The 25,859-nt window shown below is 67.9% G+C and carries 19 protein-coding genes and 1 pseudogene; 13 read left to right on the forward strand and 7 right to left on the reverse strand.

The window, feature by feature from the left end:
* Positions 1-364: 364 nt before the first annotated feature.
* Complete coding sequence (locus tag IPK27_13505; GenBank protein ID MBK8068597.1) at positions 365-838, forward strand: pilin; 474 nt, start codon at positions 365-367, stop codon at positions 836-838.
* 120 nt (positions 839-958) lie between these two features.
* Positions 959-2,878 (forward strand): tetratricopeptide repeat protein, encoded by a 1,920-nt coding sequence (locus IPK27_13510; GenBank protein MBK8068598.1) that lies wholly within the window; start codon positions 959-961, stop codon positions 2,876-2,878.
* Positions 2,879-2,912: 34 nt separating this feature from the next.
* On the opposite strand, the gene IPK27_13515 is transcribed toward IPK27_13510, so the two are convergent.
* Positions 2,913-4,301 (reverse strand): sigma-54-dependent Fis family transcriptional regulator, encoded by a 1,389-nt coding sequence (locus IPK27_13515; protein ID MBK8068599.1) that lies wholly within the window; start codon positions 4,299-4,301, stop codon positions 2,913-2,915.
* Positions 4,302-4,476: 175 nt separating this feature from the next.
* Positions 4,477-6,105 carry a two-component sensor histidine kinase gene (locus IPK27_13520; protein ID MBK8068600.1) on the reverse strand — a complete coding sequence of 543 codons (1,629 nt, stop codon included), beginning with the start codon at positions 6,103-6,105 and terminating at the stop codon, positions 4,477-4,479.
* A 240-nt stretch (positions 6,106-6,345) separates the two neighbouring features.
* Here IPK27_13520 and sucC point away from each other — a divergent pair, with 240 nt between their 5' ends.
* From sucC to IPK27_13545, 5 genes and pseudogenes are all read left to right on the forward strand, one after another.
* On the forward strand, positions 6,346-7,509 hold the full coding sequence (gene sucC, locus IPK27_13525) for an ADP-forming succinate--CoA ligase subunit beta (GenBank protein ID MBK8068601.1): 1,164 nt from the start codon (positions 6,346-6,348) through the stop codon (positions 7,507-7,509).
* 24 nt (positions 7,510-7,533) lie between these two features.
* Positions 7,534-8,403, forward strand: a pseudogene (sucD, locus tag IPK27_13530) (succinate--CoA ligase subunit alpha).
* A gap of 624 nt (positions 8,404-9,027) precedes the next feature.
* On the forward strand, positions 9,028-10,662 hold the full coding sequence (locus tag IPK27_13535; protein MBK8068602.1) for an NAD+ synthase: 1,635 nt from the start codon (positions 9,028-9,030) through the stop codon (positions 10,660-10,662).
* A gap of 168 nt (positions 10,663-10,830) precedes the next feature.
* Positions 10,831-12,090 carry an NYN domain-containing protein gene (locus tag IPK27_13540; GenBank protein ID MBK8068603.1) on the forward strand — a complete coding sequence of 420 codons (1,260 nt, stop codon included), beginning with the start codon at positions 10,831-10,833 and terminating at the stop codon, positions 12,088-12,090.
* A 216-nt stretch (positions 12,091-12,306) separates the two neighbouring features.
* Positions 12,307-12,897: a glutaredoxin family protein gene (locus IPK27_13545; GenBank protein ID MBK8068604.1), complete on the forward strand. Its 591-nt coding sequence runs from the start codon at positions 12,307-12,309 to the stop codon at positions 12,895-12,897.
* 210 nt (positions 12,898-13,107) lie between these two features.
* On the opposite strand, the gene IPK27_13550 is transcribed toward IPK27_13545, so the two are convergent.
* From IPK27_13550 to IPK27_13560, 3 genes are all read right to left on the reverse strand, one after another.
* Positions 13,108-13,542, reverse strand: coding sequence for an OmpA family protein (locus tag IPK27_13550; GenBank protein MBK8068605.1), 435 nt, complete (start codon positions 13,540-13,542; stop codon positions 13,108-13,110).
* A gap of 877 nt (positions 13,543-14,419) precedes the next feature.
* Positions 14,420-15,070 (reverse strand): response regulator transcription factor, encoded by a 651-nt coding sequence (locus IPK27_13555; GenBank protein ID MBK8068606.1) that lies wholly within the window; start codon positions 15,068-15,070, stop codon positions 14,420-14,422.
* On the reverse strand, positions 15,063-16,211 hold the full coding sequence (locus tag IPK27_13560) for a sensor histidine kinase (GenBank protein ID MBK8068607.1): 1,149 nt from the start codon (positions 16,209-16,211) through the stop codon (positions 15,063-15,065). Before IPK27_13560 ends, IPK27_13555 begins: the two co-directional genes overlap by 8 nt.
* A gap of 196 nt (positions 16,212-16,407) precedes the next feature.
* Here IPK27_13560 and IPK27_13565 point away from each other — a divergent pair, with 196 nt between their 5' ends.
* From IPK27_13565 to IPK27_13585, 5 genes are all read left to right on the forward strand, one after another.
* A complete protein-coding gene (locus IPK27_13565; GenBank protein ID MBK8068608.1) occupies positions 16,408-16,839 on the forward strand; it encodes a DUF2141 domain-containing protein in 432 nt (143 codons plus the stop codon).
* A 23-nt stretch (positions 16,840-16,862) separates the two neighbouring features.
* The gene (locus tag IPK27_13570; GenBank protein MBK8068609.1) at positions 16,863-17,543 is read left to right on the forward strand and encodes a hypothetical protein; all 681 of its coding nucleotides are present in this window, start codon (positions 16,863-16,865) and stop codon (positions 17,541-17,543) included.
* 159 nt (positions 17,544-17,702) lie between these two features.
* Positions 17,703-18,599 (forward strand): glycine--tRNA ligase subunit alpha, encoded by an 897-nt coding sequence (gene glyQ / locus IPK27_13575; GenBank protein MBK8068610.1) that lies wholly within the window; start codon positions 17,703-17,705, stop codon positions 18,597-18,599.
* A 64-nt stretch (positions 18,600-18,663) separates the two neighbouring features.
* Positions 18,664-20,832, forward strand: coding sequence for a glycine--tRNA ligase subunit beta (locus IPK27_13580; protein MBK8068611.1), 2,169 nt, complete (start codon positions 18,664-18,666; stop codon positions 20,830-20,832).
* A gap of 152 nt (positions 20,833-20,984) precedes the next feature.
* Positions 20,985-22,439 (forward strand): hypothetical protein, encoded by a 1,455-nt coding sequence (locus IPK27_13585; protein ID MBK8068612.1) that lies wholly within the window; start codon positions 20,985-20,987, stop codon positions 22,437-22,439.
* A gap of 117 nt (positions 22,440-22,556) precedes the next feature.
* Here IPK27_13585 and ilvN read toward each other — a convergent pair whose 3' ends face one another.
* Both ilvN and IPK27_13595 read right to left on the reverse strand, forming a co-directional pair.
* Complete coding sequence (gene ilvN, locus IPK27_13590; GenBank protein ID MBK8068613.1) at positions 22,557-23,099, reverse strand: acetolactate synthase small subunit; 543 nt, start codon at positions 23,097-23,099, stop codon at positions 22,557-22,559.
* Positions 23,100-23,255: 156 nt separating this feature from the next.
* Positions 23,256-25,013 carry an acetolactate synthase 3 large subunit gene (locus IPK27_13595; GenBank protein ID MBK8068614.1) on the reverse strand — a complete coding sequence of 586 codons (1,758 nt, stop codon included), beginning with the start codon at positions 25,011-25,013 and terminating at the stop codon, positions 23,256-23,258.
* Positions 25,014-25,236: 223 nt separating this feature from the next.
* Here IPK27_13595 and IPK27_13600 point away from each other — a divergent pair, with 223 nt between their 5' ends.
* Positions 25,237-25,791: a pseudouridine synthase gene (locus tag IPK27_13600; protein MBK8068615.1), complete on the forward strand. Its 555-nt coding sequence runs from the start codon at positions 25,237-25,239 to the stop codon at positions 25,789-25,791.
* Positions 25,792-25,859 lie beyond the last annotated feature (68 nt).

A 25,859-nucleotide genomic window follows, 5' to 3' on the forward strand; every position in this document is an offset into this window, starting at 1 on the left:
CCGCATTGCGGGCCGTTCGCTTTTTCCGTTTCCGAGCTACGCCATCACGCCCTGCAGTGGGACCTGTGCTGACGCTGCGCAGCCGGGCTCGGCCGGCGTCCGTCCCGCACGGTCAGGCATGCCCTCCCGTTTGGCGCCCCCCCTGTCAGGGTTCTCCCTTACCCAGAGCGTCAGCTTCGCCCCTTGCGTGTCAGCCATGGCCCTCGGGCCCTGCCGGCCAGCCCCCAGTCCCGGCAGAAATCGTGACGCAAGTCTCGCGCCCGGGCGCCTCCGGTCATGGCACATCTTTTGCAGTCTCATTCGGCAAAGGTCTCGCGGCCTGCGGGGTCTCTCAGGCTGCATTGGGAGGATTGGCATGAACAGCATCCGGATCGATCGCGGTTTCACCCTGATCGAGTTGATGATCGTGGTGGCCATCATTGCCATCCTGGCGGCGATCGCGCTCCCCGCATACCAGGACTACACGATACGTTCCCAGGTCAGCGAGGGGACTATCGTCTCCGGCGGACTGCGCATCGCAGTGCGCGACTTCTATTCCGACCGCGGCAGCTGGCCGACCAACAACGCGTCCATCGGTATCACCGGTACGGTCTCCGGAACCTACGTCCAGTCGGTCATTCTGAATACCGGCGTGCTTGTCGTGACCTTCGGCAACAACGCCAACAGCCGGATCCAGGGCTCGACCCTCGGGGTGGCTGCCGCGGTCAATTCGAACGGCGACGTGGCCTGGGTGTGCGGAAACCGCGCGGCGCCCTCGGGCTTCACCGAAGCCGGGGCGGGCGCGGCGGCGGCGACAGGAATCGATCCGAAATTCCTGCCTTCGAACTGCCGCCTGTAATCGGGGCGCAGCGCAGGGGCGCTCGCGCTGCCTGCCCGGTCGCCGTATGCTCGGCAGAGTCAGTCAGCCCAGTCGGCCGGGCATACTGGACGCCACGGCCCCCGGATCGCCCCCTTGCCCATGCTCAACCCCCTGCGCCGCGCGACGCTGCTGTTCCTCGCGGGGCTGACGCTGGCCTTCCTGGTCTACCTCCCCGGGCTGCACGGCGGATGGGTTTACGACGACTTCGCCTTCATCGTCTCCAATCCCGCCGTCCACGTTGAATCGCTGAGGCTGTCCGAGTGGGCCGCAGCCGCCAATTCGTTTCCAGCCGCGCACCAGGGACGCTGGCTCGGGATGCTGAGCTTTGCCGGCAACCACTACCTCGGTGGCCTCGAACCCTGGGGTTACAAGCTGGCCAACCTGCTGATCCACCTGCTGAATGGCTGCCTGGTGGCGTTGGTCCTGGACGCCTTGCTGGCACTTCGGCGCGAGGTCCAGCCAGGTGCGCAGGGAACCGCAGCGAGCGACCGGATCCACGCGGTGCTGATCGCGATCGCGTGGATGCTGCTGCCGGTCAACCTCACCGCAGTGCTGTATGTGGGGCAGCGACTGGAATCGCTGTGCAATACCTTCGTCCTGCTCGGGTTGCTGCTGTACGTCCGCGTGCGTGCCCGCGACTGGCGGGGCGCGGCAGGTGGCCTGCGCCTGCTCCCGGCGCTCGGCGCGTGCACGCTGCTGGGGGTCCTGGTCAAGGAATCGGCGGTGCTGCTGCCGCTGTATGCCGCGTGCATCGAGGTCGTGCTGCTGCAATGGCGCCGGCGGGACGGCGACTGGAGCCGCCCGGCGCTGGCCACCCTCGGCGCGACGCTGGTCGTGCCGCTGATCGCCGGCCTGATCTGGCTGGCTACATGGGTCGGCACCGAGCGCGCCTACAGCCGCAGCTATGACACGGTCGAGCGCCTGCTGACCCAGGGACGCGTTTTGATCGACTACGTGCACTGGACCCTGCTGCCCAACCTGAGCCGCTTGACCCTGTATCACGACGATGTCGTGGTTTCCCGGGACCTGTGGACGCCGGCCACCACCCTGCCATCCTGGCTCACGATTCTGGTCCTGATTGCCGCAGCCGTGCGGGTGCGTCGCAGCCGGCCGCTGTTTGCGCTCGGCGTGCTGCTGTTCTTCGCCGGGCATGCGCTAACGTCCACGGTCATTCCGCTCATGCTCGCGTTCGAGCATCGCAACTATTTCCCGTCGATCGGCTTGTTGCTGGCGCTCGCTTCAGTGATCGGACTGGAAACGCGGCTTCTGCAGCTGCGCATGCAATGGGTGGTGTACGCGGGGTTCCTGCTGCTGTACGTCGGCACCACCCAGCTGCGCGCGCTGGAATGGAGCCACCCGCTGCGGTTGGCCGCCAGCGAGGCGGCGAAGCGACCGGATTCGGTGGATGCGCAGTATGGCTATGTACGCACGCTCATCCGTGCAGCCGGTGGCGACCCTCGTTCGGAGTTGATCGACACCGCAATTCAGCTGCTGCGAGGCAAGCGCGGCATGCCGGGTTCCGGGTTGTTGTTCGAGCACGCCCTGGTCGTGCTGCTGGCCAAACGCGGTGCGCCCGAGGAGCCGGAGCTGTGGGCCGCGATGCGTACCACCGCGCTGGCGCACCCGCCGCGCGCGAGCGACGTCTCGGCCATCGCTACGCTCTACGACTGCATGCTTCGGCAAGAATGTCCGCAACGCTTCGACGAACTGCGCGGCGTGCTCGAGGCGATCCTCACCCATCCCAATGCCGAGGCCAATCTCCACTCCATCCATGGGCTCCTGCTTGCGCGCCAGCGTGACCTCGCGGGTGCGCGCGCCGCGTTCGCGCGCGCGCTGACGCTGGCGCCGCGGAACCCGGACTTGCGCGCCAAGTACGTGCACATGCTGATCGAGGCCGGCGACGCCACTGCGGCGCGGGCGGAACTTGACGCGCTGCGCCGGCTTGGCGCCTTCGGCAGCGTGGATCACCTGGTCGGACCCCTGCAGGGCCGGCTGGATCGGCTCGAAGCGCGGCCCTGAGCGGGCGGGACGGGCGCGCCCCGCGGGCCTTACCTCAGTCGATCCCCAGGCGTTTGAGCCGGTAGCGCAGCGCGCGGAAGGTGATGCCTAGCTTCTTGGCCGCGGCGGTCTTGTTGTAGCGGCACTCCTCCAGGGCCTTGTTGATGGCCTCGCGCTCGAGGGTGTCGATGTAGTTCTCCAGGCCCACCCGCTGCGCACCGGCGAGCACGCTGGTCTCCGCCGCAGGGGCGCCGGCGGCGACCGGCGCAGCCGCTGCGGCGACCTCGCCCCCGGCCGACACGCGCGAATTGAGCTGCAGGTCCTCGGCGCGGATCACGTCGCCGTCGCTGAGCGCCACCGCGCGCTCCAGGATGTTCTCGAGCTCGCGCACATTGCCCGGGAAGTCGTAGGCCTGCAGTTCCGCGAGTGCCTGCGGGGACAGTGTCGGCCGCGCGATCGCCCACTCGGGCGCGAGCTTGTCGAGATAGCGCTCGGCGAGCGGCGCGATGTCCTCGCGGCGCTCGCGCAGCGGCGGCATGCGCAGTTCGATGACATTGATGCGGTAGTAGAGGTCCTGGCGGAACTCGCCGCTGTCGACCAGCCGCGCGAGGTCCTTGTGGGTGGCGCTGACGATGCGCACGTCCACCGGGATCTCGGCGCGGCCGCCGATCGGGCGCACCGACTTCTCCTGGATCACGCGCAGCAGCTTGACCTGCATGTGTTGCGGCAGTTCGGCAATCTCGTCGAGGAACAGGGTGCCGCCGTGGGCGGCCTGGATCAAGCCGTCCTTGTCGCCATGGGCGCCGGTGAAGCTGCCCTTCTTGTGGCCGAAGAACTCGCTCTCCATCAATTCGGTGGGAATCGCGCCGCAGTTGACCGGCACGAAGGGCCCGGCCGCGCGCGGACCCTGCTCGTGGATCGAGCGCGCGGCCAGCTCCTTGCCGACCCCGGATTCGCCGTAGATCAGCACTGGCGCCTGGCTGCGCGCGAGCTTGGCGATTGTGGCCCGGGCGCGCTGCATCGCCGGCGACTCGCCGAACAGCCGCGGCTCGCTCGGCCCACCCGGCACGCGCTCGGCGCGCAGGCGCAGCGCGGTCTTGACCAGGTTGCGCAGGACGTTCAGGTCGACCGGCTTGGACACGCAGTCGAAGGCCCCGGCACGCAGGGCCTGCACCGCCGCCTCGGCGTTGCCGTAGGCGGTGATCATCGCCACCGGCGTGTCCGGGTGCTGGCGACTCATCAACTCGATGAACTCGTGACCGTTGCCATCCGGCAGGCGCATGTCGGTGAAGCAGAGGTCGTAGTTCGCCTTGCCCAGCAGAGCGCGCGCTTCCGCCAGCGTCGCCGCCGAATGCACGCTCAGGCCGAGGCGCGTCAGCGTCAGCGTCAGCAGCTCGCGGATATCCGCTTCGTCATCGAGGATCAGTGCCTGACCTTTTTCCATGGGCGAGCTCCGGGGCCGTCGGGGGAGGATAGCGGTTGGGGATCAGCAACTAGAAATCAGCAATTGGCGATTGGGGCGCATCGACGAGGTCTACTGTCGCGAAAAGGTGCTCGGCCGACGACGGATCCGACCAAGCGCGCCCCAATCGCCGGTCGCCAACAGCCAATGGCTGCTCTCAGGCCAGATCCCGCTGCGGCACCGCCAGCTGGATGCGGAAGCAGCTGCCGCCACCCGGCACATTCACGTACTCGATGCTGCCCTGGTTGGCGCCAAGCAACTGCTTGCAGATGTACAGGCCGAGCCCGGTGCCGTCGGCGCGGGTGGTGAAGAAAGGTTCGAACAGCTGGCGCTGGTGCGGCGCCGGGATGCCGGGGCCCCGATCGATGATTTCCACCAGAGCGCCCTGGGTGGGATTGGGCTGGCGGATGCGCAAGGTGATGTCGGCCGGCTGGTCGGGCTGGCGCCCGTAGCGGATCGCGTTGCGCAGCAGGTTCCACACCGCCTGGGTGAGCTGCGAAGGGTCCACTAGCGCGCGCGCGTCGCGGTTGTCGACCACCAGCCGCAGTTGGTCCTGGCCCAGCGGCTGGGCCTGCTTGAAGTCGGTGACCAGGCCATGACCCCAGGAGGCGAGGTTGATGCACTCGGGGCGCGAGCGTTCGCGCCGCGACAGTTGCAGCACGTTCTCGACGATGCCGTTCACCCGCCCGCAGTGGTTCATGATGATCTCGATCAGGCGCCGGTCGGCGTCCGGCATCTCCTCCGACTCCGCGAGCAACTGCGCGGCGTGGCTGATCGCCGCGAGCGGATTGCGCACCTCGTGCGCGATGCTCGCGGACAGGCGCCCGAGCGAGGCGAGCGTCAGCTCCTCGGCGCGCCGGTAGACCATGCTCTCGTCTTCCAGGAAGCACAGCGTGGCGGCATCGTCCTCGCCGCCCAGGCGGGTGAAGCGCGGCACCACCGCGGGCACGCCCTGGGCGATCTGGATCGGCACGTTGTTGTGCTTGCCGGTGGTCAGCCAGTAGCGCCAGCGGTCGTACAGATCGGGCGAAAGCCTGCGCACATCGTGCTCGGTGTGCGGCGGCGTGCCGAGCAGGTACCAGCCGGATTCGTTGAAGCGACGCACGTGACCGTCGCCGTCGAGCACCAGGATCCCGGTGCGCATGCGCTGAATGATCAGTTCGTTGATCTGCGCCAGATTGGCGATATCGACGCCCTGGCGTTCGACCATTTCCTGGCTTTCGCGGGTCAGCCGCGCCAGCCAGTAGAAAATCGCCACCGTCAGGAAGAAAGCGGTGCCCAGCAGCGCCGCCTGCGCGAGGTTGCGATCGGTGGTGCGCTCAAGGCCGATCGAATAGATCGACTCGGACAGCAGCGTGACCGTTGCGATTGCCGCCGCGAGCAAGGCCAGGCGTCCCGGCAGCAGCAGCGCCGACATCGCCACCGTGATCAGCAGCAGCACACCGACGCCGCTGGACAGGCCGCCGAAGACGAACAGCAGCAGTCCGCCCATGACCAGATCGAAGCCGACGCCGATCAGGGTCAATGTGGTCACGCCGAAACGCCGGGCCTCGCTCGCGGTGAACACCGCCGCCGCCGCCAGCGCATACAGCAATACTGCGACCTGGCCGCTGGTCAGCAGCGGCCCGCCAATATCGAAATAGCGCTTGCCGAGGCTCGACAGCAGCAGCAATCCGAACACCGCCGCGACCAGCACCCGGTAAAGGTTGAACAGGCGCAGTTCGTACCAGCGGAGAGCCTCCGATGGCGCCGGCGAGTCGCTGCGGTTGCTGCTGGAAAGGCGCATCCGGACGGCGTTTGGGAGGATGTCAAGCCGACTATAGCATCGCGGTTTTGCCGCGCAGATTCCGCCCCGTGCAGGCATGCTCGCAACCGCGCATGCCAATGGGCTGAACGCGGTGGTGCCGCGCGCTAAATTTCCACTTGGCGCGGCGCAGTGCTTTCATCACAATACGCGCCAATTTTGCGCAGGGCACGCGCATCTCACAACGACAACGCCCACGCGAGCTTTCGATCAGGAGACAGGATGAACTTCCACGAGTACCAAGCGAAGGACTTGTTCGCGCAGTATGGAATTCCGGTGCCGCAGGGCATCGTCGCGAACACAGTCGATGCCGCCGTCGAAGGCGCGCGCCAGATCGGCGGCGACCAGTGGGTGGTGAAGGCACAGATCCACGCCGGCGGGCGCGGCAAGGCCGGCGGCGTCAAGGTGGTCAAGACCCTGACCCAGGTGCGCGATGCCGCGGCGAAAATGCTCGGCACCAAGATGACCACCTACCAGAGCGGTGGCCGCGCGCTGCCGGTCAACCAGGTGCTGGTCACCGAAGCCACCGAGATCAGCAAGGAGTTGTACCTGTCGATGCTGGTCGACCGCACCGCGCGTGCGGTCACTTTCATCGCCTCGCCGATGGGCGGCGTGGATATCGAGCAGGTCGCGCGCGAGCACCCGGAAAAGATCTTCACCGTCGAGGTGAACTTCATGCAGAGCCTGCAGGCCTTCGAATGCCGCAAGCTCGGCTTCGCGATGGGCCTGGGTGCCAAGCAGACCTCGCAGCTGGCCAAGATCATGCTGGCGATGTTCCAGCTGTTCAATCAGTGCGACATGAGCCTGATCGAACTGAACCCGCTGGTGATCAACAGCGCGGGTGACCTGATGGCGCTGGACGGCAAGCTCAACTGCGACGACAACGCGCTGTTCCGCCAGCCCAAGCTGGAAGCGATGCGCGACGTCTCGCAGGACGACCCGCTGGAAGCACAGGCAGCCAAGCACGACCTGAATTACGTCTCGCTGGACGGCAACATCGCCTGCATGGTCAACGGCGCCGGCCTGGCGATGGCGACGATGGACGTGATCAAGCTCTACGGCGGCGAGCCGGCGAACTTCCTCGACGTGGGCGGCGGCGCCACCACCGAGCGCGTCACCGAGGCCTTCAAGCTGATCCTCGGCAACGACAAGGTCAAGGCGATCCTGGTCAACATCTTCGGCGGCATCGTCCGCTGCGACCTGATCGCCGAAGGCATCATCGCTGCGGTCAAGGAAGTCGGGATCAGCATCCCGGTGGTGGTGCGTCTGGAAGGCACCAACGTCGAGAAGGGTCGCGATCTGTTGAAGTCGAGCAATCTGTCGCTGATTCCGGCCAGTGATCTGGCCGATGGTGCGCAGAAAGCAGTCGCAGCCGCCAAGGGCTGATCACAAGGACGTCGAGGAGCAGTCATGGCAGTTTTGGTCAACAAGAAGACGCGGGTGATCTGTCAGGGATTCACCGGCACGCAGGGCACCTTCCACTCCGAGCAGGCGCTCGACTACGGCACCAAGCTGGTCGGCGGCGTGACCCCGGGCAAGGCCGGCAAGGACCACATCGGCCTGCCGGTGTTCAACACCGTGCAGGACGCGGTCGAGGAGACCGGCGCCGAGGCGAGCATGATCTTCGTGCCGCCGCCGTTCGCGGCCGACGCGATCCTGGAAGCCGCGGATGCCGGCATCAAGGTCATCGTGGCGATCACCGAGGGCATCCCGGTGCTCGACATGCTGCGCGTCAAGCACGTGCTCAGCACCTACTACCCCGGGACCTACCTGATCGGCCCCAACTGCCCGGGCATCATCACCCCGGGCGAGTGCAAGATCGGCATCATGCCGGGCTTCATCCACAAGCCCGGCAAGGTCGGCATCGTGTCGCGTTCCGGCACCCTGACCTATGAAGCCGTGTACCAGACGACCAAGGTCGGCCTGGGTCAGAGCACCTGCATCGGCATCGGTGGCGATCCGATCCAGGGCATGAACTTCGTCGACTGCCTGCGTCTGTTCCAGGACGATCCGCAGACCGAGGCCATCATCATGGTCGGCGAGATCGGTGGTAGTGCAGAAGAAGAAGCCGCGGAGTTCATCGCGGAATACGTGACCAAACCCGTGGTTGCCTACATTGCCGGTGTGGCTGCGCCGGCTGGCAAACGCATGGGTCACGCTGGCGCCATCATCGCCGGCGGCAAGGGCACGGCAGCAGCCAAGTTCGAAGCGCTGGACCGCGCCGGAGTGACGACGGTGCGTTCCCCCACGGAATTGGGAGAAGCGATCCAGAAGCGCCTGTCCGGCGCCAAACCAAAATCGTCATCCACGAAGGGGAGTGCCATCATGAAGACTGAAACCGTGACGCAAGACGTGCCGGCGGCGGCTGCCGCTCCGGCGAAGAAGGCTGCACCGGCGAAGAAGGCCGCAGCGAAGCCCGCAGCCAAGAAGGCTCCGGCTGCCAAGGCGGCTCCGGCCAAGAAGGCCGCGGCTCCGAAGGCCGCCGCTCCGGCGAAGAAGGCTGCGCCCGCCAAGGCCGCTCCGGCCAAGGCTGCGCCGGCCAAGAAGGCTGCGGCTCCGAAGGCTGCCGCCCCGGCGAAGAAGGCTGCGCCCGCCAAGGCCGCTCCGGCCAAGGCTGCGCCGGCGAAGAAGGTAGCGGCTCCGAAGGCTGCCGCCCCGGCGAAGAAGGCTGCGCCGGCCAAGGCCGCTGCTCCGGCCAAGGCCGCTCCGGCGAAGAAGGCCGCGGCTCCGAAGGCTGCCGCTCCGGCCAAGAAGGCTGCACCTGCCAAGGCTGCTCCGGCTGCCAAGAAGCCCGCCGCGAAGAAGGGCAAGTAAGCGTGCCGAGCGCCGGCTTGCCGGCGCCACGGACCTGATTCGGGGCGGCGGCATTCGCCGCCCCCTTTTCGGTCCGCCCCGTTTCATCGCATTCCGCTGCCAGGGAAAGCCGTGTATCGCATCGCCCTTGCGCAGTTCGATTTCCCGGTCGGCGCGGTGCAGGACAATGCCCGCCGCATCCGCGCGCTGCGCGAGCAGGCCGCCGCATCCGGCGCCCGCCTGCTGCTGACACCCGAACTTGCGCTGTCCGGCTACCCGCCGGAAGACCTGCTGTTCCGTCCCGGCTTCCAGGCGCGCATCGACGGCGCGCTGTCGGATCTTGCGGATGACGCCTCCACCACCGAATTGCTGATCGGCCATCCCGCACGCCAGGACGGCCGCCTGTACAACTGCGCCAGTTTCGTCAGCGGCGGCCGGGTGGCCGCGACCGCGCGCAAGCAGCGCCTGCCGAACTACACCGTGTTCGACGAGAAGCGCTACTTCTCGGAGAGCCAGGGCGCGACCGTGATCGACAGCGGCGGCCTGCGCATCGGCGTGCTGATCTGCGAGGACGCCTGGTTCCCCGAACCCGCCGCCGCCGCGCGCGCGCAGGGGGCGCAGATCCTGCTGGTGCTGAATGCCTCGCCCTACCACCAGGGCAAACGCGCGGACCGCGCCGCCGTGCTCGGCGCGCGCGCGCTGGAGAACGGCGTGCCGCTGGTCTACTGCAACCTGGTCGGCGGCCAGGACGATCTGCTGTTCGACGGCCAGAGCATGCTGTTCGCCGCCGACGGCTCGCTGACCGCCTGCGCGCCGGCCTTCGGCGAGCACCTGCTGCTGATCGACCTGATGCCTGGCGAGACCGTTCAATGCAGCCCGGTCGACTGGCCCGCCGCGCCGCGCGAACCGGCCGAGGCCGAGGTGTACCGCGCGCTGGTGCGCGCCACCGGCGACTATGTGCGCAAGAACGGTTTCGCACACACCCTGATCGGACTATCCGGCGGCATCGACTCGGCGCTGACACTGGCGATCGCCGTCGATGCGCTTGGCGCGGACCGCGTGACCGCGGTGCGCCTGCCCAGTCGCTACACCTCCGCGCTCAGCAATGACGAAGCCCTCGCGCAGGCAATCGCGCAGGGCGTGCGCATCGAGACCCTGCCGATCGAAGGGCCGGTGCAGGCTTTCCTCGACACGCTGGCGCCGGTGTTCGCCGGACGCGCGCCGGACCTGACCGAGGAGAACCTTCAGGCGCGCTGCCGCGGCGTGCTGCTGATGGCGATGAGCAACAAGTTCGGCGGCCTGCTGCTGACCACCGGCAACAAGAGCGAGATGGCGGTCGGCTACGCGACCATCTACGGCGACATGTGCGGCGGATTCGCGCCGCTGAAGGATGTCTACAAGACCCAGGTCTACGCTATCGCCCGCTGGCGCAATACGCTTTCGCCGGTAATCCCGGAAGCGGTGATCGAGCGCGCGCCGTCCGCGGAGTTGCGCGAGAACCAGACCGACCAGGATTCGCTGCCGCCCTATCCGGAGCTGGACGACATCCTGCGCCGCTTCATCGAACTCGACCAGCCGCGCGCGGCGATCGTCGCGGCCGGCCACGACCCTGCAACCGTGGCGCGCGTCACCGGCCTGGTACTGAAGAACGAATACAAGCGTCGCCAGTCCGCACCCGGCCCGCGCGTCACCGCCCGCTCCTTCGGCCGCGACCGGCGCTTCCCGATCAGTTCCGGGTATCGCTGAGCACATCGTCATCACATCGTGGCGACTGCAACCACCGGCGTATCCGGCGCAGCGGGCTGAGGTCGCGGTCGCGCAGCGCGGTCGTCCACCGGGACGGCAGGACTGGATGTGCGTCCTGTGCCGGGCTTGGCGCCATACTCCGGCATCGATCCTGTCGTCCCAAAGCTCATGAAAAGCGCCCTGTTCGTCGACTTCGACAATGTCTACACCCAGCTGCGCGACCTGCAGCCGGACGCCGCGGAGCGCTTCGCGCGCTATCCCTCCGAATGGATCCGCTGGCTGGTGGAGTCGCTTGGCATCCCCGAGGGGCACGATCCGGGCGCGCGCCGGCGCCTGCTGGTACGGCGCTGCTACCTCAACCCGAGCTGGTACCAGAACTACCGCTCGTCCTTCCTGCGCGCGGGCTTCGAGATTGTCGACTGCCCGCCGGTGACCAGCCAGGGCAAGACCAGCACCGACATCCACATGGTGCTGGACATCATCGAGCTGCTGCAGCACGAGACCCGCTACGACGAGTTCATCGTGCTCTCCGCCGACGCCGATTTCTCGCCGGTGCTACGCAAGCTGCGTCGCTATGACCGGCGCACCTCGGTGCTGGCGATCGGCTTTCCGTCGGCGGCCTACCAGGCCAGCGCCGACCTGCTGATCGACGAGCGCCTGTTCGTCGAGAAGGCGCTCGGCCTGCCGCTGGAAGCGGAAGCAGAGGAAGTGCTGCCGGCGCCGGCCGCGGCGGCAGCGGCACCCGCCGCACTACGCCTGACGCCCGAGCAGCGCAGCGAAATCGCGCATTCGATCGAACTGGCGCTGGCGCAGTCGCCCACCCCGGTGGCCGCCGGACTGCTGGCCTCGCGCCTGCGCCAGGCCTATGGTGCGGCGCTCGCCAACTGGGACGGCCACGAGGCCTTCCGCCCCTTCTTCCACTCGCTGAAGCTGGATCACCTGGTGTGGCTCAGCGGGTCCGGCGGGCGCATCGCCGACCCTGCCCGGCATTCGCTGGAGGCACCGGCACTGGCTGCCGACGATGCCGACTGGAGCGGCCACGAGGTGCTGCTGCCGGTCGCCCGCGAAGTGGCGCAGCTGACCGGCGCGCCGCTGTGGTCGCCACCGACCGCGCGCGCGGTGCTCGAATCGCTCGCGGAAGACCTCGCGCAGCATGCCTTCGACCTATCGGCCACCGCGGCGCGCGTGCGCGATGCCTGCGCTGCGCGCAACCCGGGCATCGAGGTCAGCATGCGCGACGTGGTGTTCACCCTGCGCGGCATGCAGTTCAACGGGCACGCCTTCGGCCGCGGCATGGACGACGCCGGCACCCTCGCCGGGCGCCTTTGCAACCAGGTGCTGTTCCTGTGCCAGCGCGAAGGCATGCTGGTGGACGACGACCGACGCGCCCAGGTGCGCCAGTGGCTCGGCGGAGATCTGCTGGGATAGCGCGGCGGGCGTGCTTTCTGGGCGTCGTGCTGGTCGACAGCGCCGGCGACGACTGGGAGCAGGCCACCATGGGCCATGACATCCTGAAGCGCTTGGCGCTTGACTACAGCCAACTCACGACCGACGTCGCCTGAGTTGGCAACAGCGCAGTCGGTCCTGGTCGCGCAGCGACGCACGTGCTCGCTCGATGCTGGCGATCAAGCGAAGGCGGCCCGCATGATCAACGTGCATCATTGCATCCACAGCCCCCATGATCCTTGGGGTGCGCACGGCGAGCCCTCAACAACATCGGGTTCCACACAAACATCGCCTGGAGGGCTGGTCATGGTTCGCCTTGCAATGCAGATGATCACGCTGCTGCTGATGCCATTGCTGGCGTTTTCGCTGTCGGCGCAGGAGGTCTACAAATGGACCGACGACCAGGGCGTCGTCCATTTCAGCGATCGCAAGCCCGCCGACGCACCCGCACACACCGTGCAACTCGAAGCTGCGCCGGCCACGGCCAGCGCGAGCGCCGCCCCGGCGCCCGTCCAGAGTGCGCCGGACGAACCTGCCGCGACGCGCAAGCGCCCGCTCAACATCACGATGTACTCGACGGCTGATTGCGGCTACTGCAAGCGGGCGCGCAACTATTTCGCCACGCGCAAGCTGCGTTATGTCGAACGCGACATCGGCAACCCGCAGAACCATGCCCAGTGGACACGCCTGGGAGGCCGCGCCGTTCCCCTGTTCGTCATCAACGGCCAGGTGAGCAGCGGGTTCAACGCCGACGGCATGACCCAGCAATTGCGCCGCTTCGGCTGGTAAGGCGCCGGAGCCTTCTCGCACGACAGCGCGGAGTTGGTGCGAGTGCAGCCGGTCTGCAGCACCATGTCGCTCGCAGATCCGGTCGCGCAACTCAAGCGGTGTCTGCGTCGATCGCCAACTGCCGTCCGGGCGCGGCTTTCGGTCGCCGCGCGGACTGCGCATTCACTGCGCCGTTACGCGGCTCGCGTCGCTCAGCAGCAATCCGCCTGGTTATCCGGCGCAACGCACTTCCACGCGCCGATTGAGCGAGCGGCCGATCTCGTCGTCATTGGGGGCGGCAGGGCGCGATTCGCCCGCGCCGGTGGCCCGCAGGCGGGCGGCGGGCAGGCCGCGAAGTACCAGCGCGTCGACCACCGCCTGGGCCCGGCGTTGCGACAGTTGCTGGTTGTAGCTCGCCTCGCCTTCGCTGGAGGTGTGACCTTCGATGTCGATGTCCATTCGGCGGTCGCGCAGACCATCGAACAAAGCGGCCAGCACGGGCTCCGAGTCGGCGCGAATGGTGGCCGAGTCGAAGTCGAAGCGGATGCCGTGAATCACCGACCCGCAACCCAGCGTCGCTCCTTCGGGCGCGTTGCAGGCCTTGCCGACCGTTGCAACGCTGCCGGCATCGAAAAGGTAGAACGGTGCGCCGTTCGTCGATCGCATGAGCTGCAGGCGCCCATCGTCGTCCAACGATGCCACGAAGGCGCTCGGCACCCCGGTGCGCACGGCCTTGCCGGTGGCGTGCAGCAGCCGCCCCTCCACCGTTCCCTGCAGCCGCCCTTCGCCGTTGTCGTAGCAGCCGCTGACCACGGGGCCCTGCTGCTGCAGTTGCAAGGCCACGCCGCGCCCCTTCCAGGCGCCGCCAAAGCCGGTGTCCAGCGGCGTCGCGTCCTGGCGGCCGGTACCGACGATCTCGCTGAAGCTCAGGGTTACCGGCACCGGCGGCTGCGGCACATCGAGCCCACCCGTCAGTTCCAGCCGAACCCAGCGCACCGGGTCACGATTCAGCACCGTCAGCAAGGTCTGCTGGCCAGCCTTCGCATGCGCCGCCAGCGTGGCCGTAGCCAGTTGCACGAAGCCGTCGTGCGACGAGCGGGCAGACCCCCAGACCGAAACCTCGCGCACGAAAGTCTGTTGTGGGCTGGGTGTCTCCAGCACGTCGGGCACCGCGAACTGCTCGAATACGGTGGCCGCTGGCAAGGCATAGACCAGGGCGATGCGGGTCGAGGCTGGCACCGGCCGCGTAAGCGCGAAGCCGGCGTTCGAACCGTCGATCGCGCGGATCGCCTGTTCGGTCGTCACGCGCGCAGCGGCATCACCCTCCACGCGTAACGGAACCGCGCCGTGGGCAAAGCTCAAGAGATCGGGCGACTGGGCCTGCACAGGGCCAATCGCCAGCAGGGCCACGGTCCAACACCATCGCTTGTACATTCCGCATCCTCGCTTGACTGGCGCCGCAGGTCGCCGTCGGGCCGGCGTAGGCGCACCGAGTATCGCAGCCCTCGCGCCGGGGCACGCGGCCTCACCCACGTGCCCCGTCTCACAGCAAGCGCTGGGTGATCGCCTTCAGCACTGCATGCGTGCGGTCACGACAGTCGAGCTTGACCAGGATGTCGCTGATGTAGTTCTTCACGGTGCCCTCGGAGAGGTGCAGGGTGCGCCCGATTTCCTTGTTCGAATAGCCGCCGGCGACCAGCCGCAGGATGCTGGTCTCGCGCTCGGTCAGGTGCAGCTTCGGGCCGATGTGCGGCTCCGCGCGGCGCAGCGCGCGCACGGGCCCGAGACTGACCGGTTGCAGCAGGGTGTCGCCACCAGCGACGCGATGGATCGCCTCGGACAGGTCTTCCGGCGAGGCGTCCTTGAGCAGGAAGCCCTGCGCTCCGGCATCCACCGCGGCGAGCATCAGTTCGCTGTCGTCGAAGGTGGTCAGCAGGATCACCGGGGTCGCATCGCCCGCCTCGCGCAACCGGCCGATCAGCTCGATGCCGCCGACGCCCGGCATACGGATGTCGCTGACGATCACATCGACCGGGCGCTGCGCCAGCGCGTCGATGAGCTGCGCGCCATCGCCGGCTTCCAGCGCCACCTCGATGCCGGCGTATCCGTGCAGCAGCGCGGACAAGCCCTTCAGGACCAGCGCCTGGTCGTCCACCAGCGCGATGCGGATGGCGCGAGTGGCGGACTCAGCCATGCGCGGGCAACACCGCAGTCAGGTCGGCGCCGCCGTTCGCGCGCGGCTTGAGGTCGAGCAGGCCGCCCACCGCGGCCAGGCGTTCGCGCATGCCGGTCAGGCCATTGCCGAAGCGCGACGCGCGCAGCGGCGCGCCATCATTGCCGATGCGCAGCTCCAGGCGGTCGGCATGCCGGTGCAGGCCCACGTCGATGGTGCTCGGGCGCCCATGGCGCAGCGCGTTGGTGATCCCTTCCTGGGCACAGCGCAGCAGGATCTCGGCGCGGTCGACGTCCTCGACGCGCAAGGCGGGATCCAGGTCCAGGCGGAAGCGCGTGCCCGGGATCTGCTGCGCCAGGGTGGCGATCGCCGCCGGCAAATCGATTCCGTCGTGCTTGCGCAGCTCGCTGACCACCGCGCGGATGTCCTGCAGCAATTCGTCGACCAGGGTCGCCGCCACCCGCACTTCCTCGCGCGCCGCGAGTGCCGGGTCGCGCTCGAGCAGGCGCAGATTGAGCTTGAGCGCGGTGAGCTTGTGCCCGGCCACATCGTGCAGCTCGCGCGACAGCCGCAGGCGCTCGCCGCTGCGCGCACTGTCCTCCAGCAGGCGTTGGGTGGCGAGCAGTTCCGCGTGTGTATGCGCCAGCTGCTGGCGCGCCGACTCGGCACTGGTGGCGTAGTGCACGGTCAGCGCGGCAAACGTCTGGAAACCGATCATCGGCAGCAAGGCCAGCAACGCGCTGCTGAGGGAAATGCCCAACAGCCAGATCGCCAGCATCAGTCCATTGATCGCCGCCATGATCGCCAGCGCCTGCCACCGGGGCCACATCGCCACGACTTGCGCCGCAACGATGATCAGCAGGATGCCGGGGCCGCCGTTGCGCAAGCACCAGGTGGCCACGAGCACCGCGGCCGCCTGGGACAGCGCCAGCGCGCGCTCGGCGCCGCGGCCGGTCAGGCGATTGCCGGCAAGGTAGCCCGCCAGCACGAAAAGCAGCGCCAGCAGTCCTCCCCATTGCAGGGCATCCCCGGTAGCCAACCTGGACCAGCGCAGGGACTGCACGGACACCGCCAGCCAGGTGATGTAGGCGGCCAGATTCAGCGGCGCCAGCCAGTGCGTGTTCCACGGCGAGTCGGATACGGCGGTTGGTCGGTTCTCCATGAGCCCAGTGTAGCTGCGCTCGCCGAGCGAACGGACCCAGCCGGTGCAAGTGGTGACTTTACTCACCCTGTCGCGATGACGGTCCGCATCTGCGTCCCGGCCCCGGTCCGGCCGATCCTGCATCCACGCCGATCCCGCCCGGCATTCGTCGCGCAACCCTGGCGGAGGCACCCGACCGAAACGATGGAGGTTCAAGATGAACGCAATCTACCGCTCCCTGCTGCTTTGCACGCTGTCGCTGGCCGCCGGACATGCGCCGGCTGCGTCGCTGTCGGTGGAGGTGGGTACCGGCATGCGGCCCGGCGATCAACTGATGCTGGCGGTGTACGACCGCGAGGACACCTGGCTGGGCAAGTCGCTGCGCGGCGTTCGCGAACCCTTGCCGGCGGCGATCGGCCGCGGGGACTGGCATGCGGTGCGGATCGACGACCTTCCGCCCGGACGCTATGCGCTCGCCGTCTATGTGGACCGCAACGGCAACGGAAAGCTCGACCGCGGCATGTTCGGGCGTCCCACCGAACCCTATGGATTCAGCAATGGCGGCGGCACCTTCGGCCCACCGGACTTCGCGGATGCAGTGGTCGAAGTGGGCGCGGCCGGCGGCGCGATCCGCATCGAACTCAACTGACAGGCAATCACCGGAGCACCCCCATGGACGCATATCGTTTGCTGGTCATCACCCACATCGCCGCCGGCTCCGTTGCGCTGCTGACCTTCTGGACCGCGGCATTCGCGCGCAAGGGCAGCCCGGTGCACAAACGCGCCGGCAAGGGCTATCTGCTGGCGATGCTCGGCATCCTGGCGACCTCGCTGCCGATGGCCGCGGTGTTCCTCGCCCGCGGGCGCATCGGCCTGGGGGTGTTCTTCGCCTACCTGGTGGTGATCACCGGCACCAGCGTGTGGCTGTCCTGGCGCTCGATCCGGATGAAGCGCGATGTGCGCGGCTACCACAACCGGCGCTATCGCATCGTCGGTTGGGCCAATCTGATCGCGGGGCTGGTCGTGTTCGCGATCGGGGTGGATCGCGGCAGCGCTCTGCTGAGCGGGTTCTGCTGGGTCGGCGTGTTCATCGGCATCGGCATGATCCGGCAGGCGCGCAAGCTGCCGACCGCGCCCACCTGGTGGCTGCGCGAGCACTACGGCGCGATGCTCGGCAACGGCGTCGCCACCCACGTGGCCTTCCTCGGCGTCGGCTTGGGCAGCTTCCTGTCGAGCTTCAATCTGCCGATCTTGCAGCTGCTGCCCTGGTTCGGCCCGCTGGGGGTGGCGCTGGTGGCGGGCGCGTACCTCAACCGGCGGTACGCGCCGCGCCAGGCGGCGGCGCGGACATGACGTGGAGTTGTGGGTTCTGGGTTGTGGGCGGCAAAAGCCTGCAATCTCGTACCTTGGTCGCGACCGTGCCAGCTCCTGCTGCCCACAACCCAGAACCCAGAACCCACAACCCTCCTCCCGTATACTCCGCGGCCCGCTCCGCCACGCCCGGCCGCCCGCATGTCCGCTCCGACCTTCCAGGAAATCATCACCCGCCTCAACGCCTACTGGGCGGACCAGGGTTGCGTGCTGATCCAGCCGCTCGACACCGAGGTCGGTGCCGGCACCTTCCATCCGGCGACTTTCCTGCGCTGCCTGGGCCCGGAGCCGTGGAATGCGGCCTATGTGCAGCCCTCGCGCCGTCCGACCGACGGCCGCTACGGCGAGAACCCGAACCGCCTGCAGCACTACTACCAGTACCAGGTGATCCTGAAGCCCTCGCCGAAGGACATCCTGGAGCTGTACTTCGGCTCGCTGAAGGCACTCGGTATCGATCCGCTGACGCATGATCTGCGCCTGGTCGAGGACAACTGGGAATCGCCCACGCTGGGCGCCTGGGGCCTGGGCTGGGAGGTCTGGCTGAACGGCATGGAAGTGACCCAGTTCACCTACTTCCAGCAGGCCGGCGGCATCGAGTGCAAGCCGGTGTCGGGCGAAATCACCTACGGCCTGGAACGCCTGGCGATGTACCTGCAGAACGTCGAGAACGTCTACGACCTCATCTGGACGCGCGGCCCGCAGGGCGTGGTTACCTACGGCGACGTCTACCACCAGAACGAGGTGGAACAGAGCACCTACAACTTCGAGGAAGCCAATGTCGAGGCGCTGTTCCACGCCTTCGACACGCACGAGGCCGAGGCGAAGAAGCTGGTCGAGCGCGGCCTGCCGCTGCCGGCCTACGACCAGGTATGCAAGGCCAGCCACAGCTTCAACCTGCTCGACGCCCGCCGCGCGATCAGCGTGACCGAGCGCCAGCGCTACATCCTGCGCGTGCGCACCATCGCCAAGGCGGTGGCCGAGGCCTATTACGCGCAACGGGAGAAGCTCGGGTTTCCTGGCCTGAAGCGCGTCGCCTGAGCCGACGACCCTGCGCGCTGCGCCGGTGAAGGCGCCGCCACCCACGACTCGAAGAAGCCGAATCATGACCACCACCGCCGACCTGCTCGTCGAACTGCTCTGCGAAGAGCTTCCTGCCAAGGCCGTTGCCGATCTCGCCCACGGGCTGAAGAACGGTTTGTCCGAACGCCTGGCCAAGGCCGGCATCGCGCACCCGGCCGCTCGCGCGCAGGCGCTGTGGACGCCGCGCCGGATTGCCGTGCTGATCCCGGACGTGGCGCTCGCCGCGCCGGAGCAGACCCTGGAGCGCCGCGGCCCGGCGCTGGCCGCCGGGATCGGCCCGGATGGCGCGCCGAGCAAGGCGCTGGCCGGCTTCGCCGCTTCCTGCGGCGTGACGGTGGAAGCGCTGGAGAAGCTGGAAACCGACAAGGGCAGCTGGTTCGTGCATCGCAGCACCAAGCCCGGCGCGCGCAGCGCCGAGGTGCTGCCGGCGATGGTGCAGGAAGCGATCGCGGCGCTGCCGCTGGGCAAGCCGATGCGCTGGGGCGCCAACGAGTTCGCCTTCCTGCGTCCGGTGCACGGGCTGATCGTGCTACTCGGCAGCGAGGTGCTGCCGGCCAGCATCTATGGGGTACAGAGCGGCACCACGACCCGCGGCCACCGTTTCCACGACGCGCGCGACCTCGGCATCGCGCACCCGGCCGATTACATCGCCGCGCTGGCCGCCGCGCACGTCATCGTCGACCCGCAGGCGCGCCGCGAGCGCGTGCGCGCGGAAGTTGCCGCCGCGGCGCAGCGCCAGGGTGGCATCGCGCGCCTGCCGGAAGACCTGATCGACGAGGTCAGCAATCTCACCGAATGGCCGTGCGCGATCGCCTGCTCGATCCCGGCCGAGTTCATGCGCCTGCCGGAGGCGGTGATCGTCACCACCATCGAGACCCACCAGCGCTTCTTCCCGGTGCTGGATGCGGCGGGCAAGCTGACGCCGTATTTCGTCGGCGTGGCCAACATCGAGAGCCGCGATCCGGACGAGATCCGCAAGGGCTACGAGCGCGTGGTGCGCCCGCGCCTGTCGGATGCCGCCTTCTTCTTCGACCAGGACCTGAAGCAGCCGCTGGCCGACCTGGTCGAAGGCCTGAAGACCGTCACCTACCAGCAGAAGCTCGGCACGCTGTACGACAAGACATCGCGCGTGATCGCGCTCGCGCGCGCGGTGGCGCCGGCGGTGGGCGTGGATCCGGGCCTGGCCGAAGCCGCCGCACGGCTGTCGAAGGCCGATCTGTTGACCCGCATGGTCGGCGAGTTCCCCGAACTGCAGGGCCAGATGGGCCGCACCTACGCGCTGGCGCAGGGCCAGCCGCAGGCGGTCGCGGATGCATTGGACGAGATCTACTGGCCGCGCCAGTCGGGTGCGCCGATCGCCGCCAGTCCGCTCGGCCGCGTGCTCGCGATCGCCGAGCGCCTGGACACCCTGGCCGGCATCTTCGCGGTGGGCCTCAAGCCCACCGGCAACAAGGACCCGTTCGCGCTGCGCCGCGCGGCGCTCGGCCTGGCGCGCACGCTGATCGAGGGCGGCATCCGCCTCGACCTGCCGCAGATCCTGGAGCAGGCGGTGCTCGGCGTGCCGGCCCAGAGCCTCAAGGACTACCTCGGCAAGATCGCCAGCGCGGTGTTCTTCGACAACGCAATGGTGGCCAAGCTGGTCGACCAACTGACCGCGCCGGCAGTCAACGAGCTCTACGAGTTCATCCTCGAACGCACGCGCGCCTGGTACACCGATGCCGGCATCACCGGCGACGTGTTCGAGGCCGTCGCCGCGCGCCGCCCGCACGATCTGGTCGACTTCGACCGGCGCCTGAAGGCGGTGCTGGCGTTCAAGCAGCTCAGCGCCTGCCAGAGCCTGGCCGCAGCGAACAAGCGCATCCGCAACATCCTGCGCAAGGCAGCCGAGGGCGGCATCGACGTCGCTTCGCTGGGCCCGGTCGAGTCCGACCGCCTGCACCACGATGCCGAGAAGGCGCTCTACGTGGCCATCGGCGACGCCGAACGCGACAGCGCGCCGCGCTTCGCCGCGGGCGAGTACATCGACGGCCTGAGCCGTCTCGCCGCGCTGCAGGGCCCGGTGGATGCCTTCTTCGAGGGCGTGATGGTGATGGCCGAGGACGAGGCCGTGCGCAACAACCGCCTCGCGCTGCTGGAACGCCTCAGCCAGCTGTTCCTGCAGACCGCGGACGTGTCGCTGCTGGCGGGGTGAGGTTGTCTGTGCCGAGCAAGCTCGGCACTACGTAGCGGAGCTTGCTCCGCTCCGTTCAAGCCACCTGTCAGGCCGCACGCCCCCGCGACGTATGCACGGACGCCGCGCACACCGCGCGGCATCATCCGTCCATGCCGCCGGGAGGCCCGACCATGCTGCGCGCGCTTTGGATTCTCCTGTGCCTGCTGGCCCCGGCTGCGCAGGCGCAGACCTTCTACGTGGCCACCAACGGCGTCGACACGCCGGCCGGCGGCACGCTCGCGGCGCCATGGGCGACGATCACCTACGCGCTGGACCGGGTGCCGGACCAGAGCACGATCCTGGTGCGTCCCGGCACCTACAGCGGGCGCATCCGCATCCGCGGCAACTTCCCGGTGGGCGTGATGGTGCGCTCGGAACTGCCCTACCAGGCGCGCCTGCGCGCCGCAGAGGCGGTGCTGACGATCTACAACGACAGCGCCGACATCCAGGGCATCACGATCGAGGGCTTCGACATCGCGCACACGGGCGCGGGCGCCGCCGCACTGGTGATCCAGATCCAGGATGGGTTCGCCACCCAGACTTCGCGCATCACGCTGCGCGACAACATCCTGCACGACAGCTTCAACAACGACATCCTGAAGATCAACAACGGCGCGAGTGGTATCCGCGTCGTCGGCAACCTGTTTTACAACCAGACCGGATCGGACGAGCACATCGACATCAACTCGGTGGACGATGTGATCGTCGAGGACAATGTGTTCTTCAACGACTTCGCCGCCAGCGGCCGCAGCAATGCCAACGACACCGCGAGCTACATCGTGGTCAAGGACTCCAACGGCGGAGACGACGAATACCTCGGCGCGCGCAACGTGATCATCCGGCGCAATGTCTTCCTCAACTGGCAGGGCAGCACGGGCAACGGCTTCATCCTGTTCGGCGAGGACGGCACTGCGAATTTCGAGGCTTACAACAGCCGTGCGGAGAACAACCTGCTGCTGGGCAACGCCGGCAACACCCAGCGCTCGCCGCTCGGGGTCAAGGGCAGCCGCGACATCGTGTTCCGCCACAACACCGTGGTCGGCAACCTGCCGGCGAATGCCTACGCCACCCGGATCAACCGCGAGGGCGACAACCCGCCGATCGAGGCGGTGCGCTTTGCCCACAACGTGTTCGCCGACGGCGCCGGGTCGATGACGGATTTCTCCGACACGCTGCCGGCGGACCTGTCCACCACGCGGCCATCGCTGCTGGTGCGCAACGCCTACTGGAACGCCGGTAACCCGCTGCCGAACGATCCCGGCGATGTGCTCAATATCGGCAACGACGCCAACCGCATCGAGGCCGATCCGCGCCTACCCGATCCGGCAACGGTTCAGACGCCCTATTGGATCCCCGCGCAAAACCAGTTCAATGGTGGCCACGCGCGCATCCGCGAAGTTTTCGCGGCGCTGGTCGAAACCTACGCCCGACCAGTCGCCGGCAGCGCGCTGATCGACGCCGCCACACCGGGCGGCGACGTGCCCGCCGACGACATCCTCGGCCGCCCGCGCCCCGCGAATGGCGCGGACCTCGGGTGTTACGAGGTGCAAGCGGCGGATGGCGTATTCGCCAACGGGTTCGAGTGAAAGGAGCGGTGAAACGTCAAAGGTCAAACGTCAACGCGCGGCGCCACGATTGACGTTTCACGTTTGACGTTTCACCTGGACCCGCTTGCTGTGCGCGTCCGCGGCAGGCCTAGGCCCTCACGTCGCCTCGGCCCCGCGCCCGATCGCCACCACGCCAGTGCGCGCGAGTTCGACCAAACCGATCGGGATCATCATCTCGACGAAGGCGTCGATCTTGACCGGGGTGCCGGTCAGCTCGAACACGAAGCTGGCCGGCGAGATGTCGATCACGCGGGCGCGGAAGACTTCGGCCAGGCGCAACGCTTCGGCGCGCTGCTCGCCGGTCGCGGCGATCTTCACCAGCGCCATCTCGCGCTCCAGGCCGGGCTTGTCGACCGCCAGGTCGACCACCCGGTGCACCGGCACCAGGCGCCCGAGCTGCGCCTTGATCTGCTCGATCACATCCACCGTGCCGCTGGTGACGATGGTGATCCGCGAGGTGTGCTTCTGGTGGTCGGTCTCGGCCACCGTCAGCGATTCGATGTTGTAACCGCGGCCGGAGAACAGGCTGACCACCCGCGCCAGCGCACCCACTTCATTGTCGACCGTGATCGACAGCGTGGCCTTGGCCGGACGCGGCTTGGCGTCGGAGAGGAAATAGGCGGAGGCGGGTTGGGTCATGAGGGGCTCGGTTGGGTCCGCTGTAACGTGCTTTGAAAGTTGTGATGTCGCGAATCCTGGTGAAACGTAAAAGGTAAAACGTCAACGGTGACGCGACGCTGTGATTGACGTTTCACGTTTCACGTTTGACCGTCTGAAAGCGCGCTGCGCGCGCTTTCAGACCAGCATCTTCCCCGCCTCGGACACGCCGGCGCCATCCACCGCGTCGGGCAGGATCATCTCGTCGTGGGCGGCGCCGCTGGGGATCATCGGGTAGCAGTTCTCGAGCTTGTCGACGACGCAGTCGAAGATCACCGGGCCGTCGTGGTCGAGCATTTCCTGGATCTTCGCATCGAGTTCGGTGGGGTCGATGGCGCGCAGGCCCTTGGCGCCATAGGCCTCGGCCAGCTTGACGAAGTCCGGCAGCGCCTCGGAGTACGAATGGGCGTAGCGGCTGCCGTGCAGCAACTGCTGCCACTGGCGGACCATGCCCATGTACTCGTTGTTGAGGATGAAGATCTTGATTGGCAGGCGGTACTGCACCGCGGTGGAGATTTCCTGCATGGTCATCTGCACGCTGGCTTCGCCGGCGATGTCGATCACCAGCGCATCCGGGTGCGCCACCTGCACGCCGACTGCGGCGGGGATGCCGTAGCCCATCGTGCCAAGGCCGCCGGAGGTCATCCAGCGGTTGGGCTGTTCGAAGTGATAGTGCTGCGCGGCCCACATCTGGTGCTGGCCGACTTCTGTCGTGATGTAGGTCTTGCGCGACCTGCTGAGCTGGTACAGGCGCTCCACCGCGTACTGCGGCTTGATCGTCGGGCCTTCCTGGCGATAGGCCAGCGAGCGGCGCGCGCGCCAGGCGTTGATCTGCGCCCACCAGGCGGTCATCGCCACCTCGTCCGGCTTGCGCGCTTTCGCCTTCCACAGCTCGAGCATGGCTTCGAGCACCTGCGCGCAGTCGCCGACGATCGGGATGTCGACGCGCACGTTCTTGTTGATCGAGGACGGATCGATGTCGACATGAATCTTCTTCGAGCCCGGCGAGAAGGCGTCCAGCCGGCCGGTGACGCGGTCGTCGAAGCGCGCGCCGATGTTGATCATCACATCGCAGCGGTTCATCGCCAGGTTGGCTTCATAGGTGCCGTGCATGCCGAGCATGCCCAGCCACTGGCGGTCGCTGGCCGGATAGGCGCCGAGGCCCATCAGCGTGGAGGTGATCGGGTAACCGGACAGGCGCACCAGTTCCCGGAGCAACTCGGAAGCGCGCGTGCCGGCATTGATCACGCCACCGCCCGTGTAGAACACCGGGCGCCGGGCGTTGATCATCAGGTCCACCGCCTGCTCGATGCGCGCGGCATCGCCCTGCACGCGCGGACGGTAGGTGCGGTGCACGATGGTGCCTGGGCCGGTGTACTCGGCGCGCTTGAACTGCACGTCCTTGGGGATGTCGACCACCACCGGGCCGGGGCGGCCGGTGCGCGCGATGTAGAAGGCATCGTGCAGCACGCGCGCCAGGTCGTTGACGTCCTTGACCAGGAAGTTGTGCTTGGTGCAGGCGCGGGTGATGCCCACCGTGTCGCATTCCTGGAAGGCGTCGGAGCCGATCAGGTGCGTCGGCACCTGGCCGGTGATGCACACCAGCGGGATCGAATCCATCATCGCGTCGGCCAGGCCGGTGATCGCGTTGGTCGCGCCGGGGCCGGAAGTGACGAGCAGCACGCCGACCTTGCCGGTCGAGCGCGCATAGCCCTCGGCCGCATGCGCCGCGCCCTGTTCGTGGCGGACCAGGATGTGCTGCACCTCGTCCTGCTGGAACAGCGCGTCGTAGATCGGCAGCACCGCGCCGCCGGGATAGCCGAAAATGTGGCGCACGCCCTGGTCCTGCAGCGCCTTCACCACGATCCCCGCACCGGTCATCAACCTGTCGCTCATCCGATCCCCGCGGCCGCTCACAAGAAGTTCACCCGAGAGTAACCGCAGATTGCTGCGGTTGCACACTAGGGGGCGGTGAAAGGTGAAAAGTGAAAAGTGAAAGGGAAGAGCAGGCTCTTCGCCCGCTTGGGCGCTCCGCGGATCCGCACTCACCGTTGACACTCACCACACCTCGCCTACGCTTCCCTTTTCACTTTTCACCTTTCACTTTTCACCGCTCCCCATGCTGATCGCCCTCAACAAACCCTTCGACGTGCTCTGCCAGTTCACGGATCCGGACGGGCGGCGGACGCTGGCGGATTTCGTGCGGGTGCCGGGGGTGTATGCGGCGGGGCGGCTGGACCGGGACAGCGAGGGGCTGCTGTTGCTGACGGACGATGGCCGCCTCGGCCAGCGCATCGCCGATCCGCGCTTCAAGTTGCCGAAGACCTATTGGGCGCAGGTGGAGGGCGCGCCGGATGCGAACGCGCTGGCGCGGCTGCGCGCGGGCGTGGTGCTGAACGACGGGCCGACGCTGCCGGCGCAGGCGCGCCTGGTCGACGAGCCGCCGGGGCTGTGGCCGCGCACGCCGCCGATCCGTCATCGCGCAGCGATTCCCACGCACTGGATCGAACTGGTGCTGCGCGAGGGGCGCAACCGCCAGGTGCGGCGGATGACCGCGGCGGTGGGGCTGCCGACGTTGCGGCTGATCCGCGCGGCCATTGGCCCAGTCACGCTCGACAAGCTGCAACCCGGCGAGTGGCGCGAAGTCGATCCGGCCCTGCTGCGCGGGATGTAGCCCCCGGCTGAATCGTGACCTGCGACAGGTTGCGCGCGTGTGGTTTTGGCAGGATCGTTGCGCAGACT

It is taken from the genome of Rhodanobacteraceae bacterium, assembly GCA_016713135.1.
Taxonomy (GTDB): Bacteria; Pseudomonadota; Gammaproteobacteria; order Xanthomonadales; family SZUA-5; genus JADKFD01.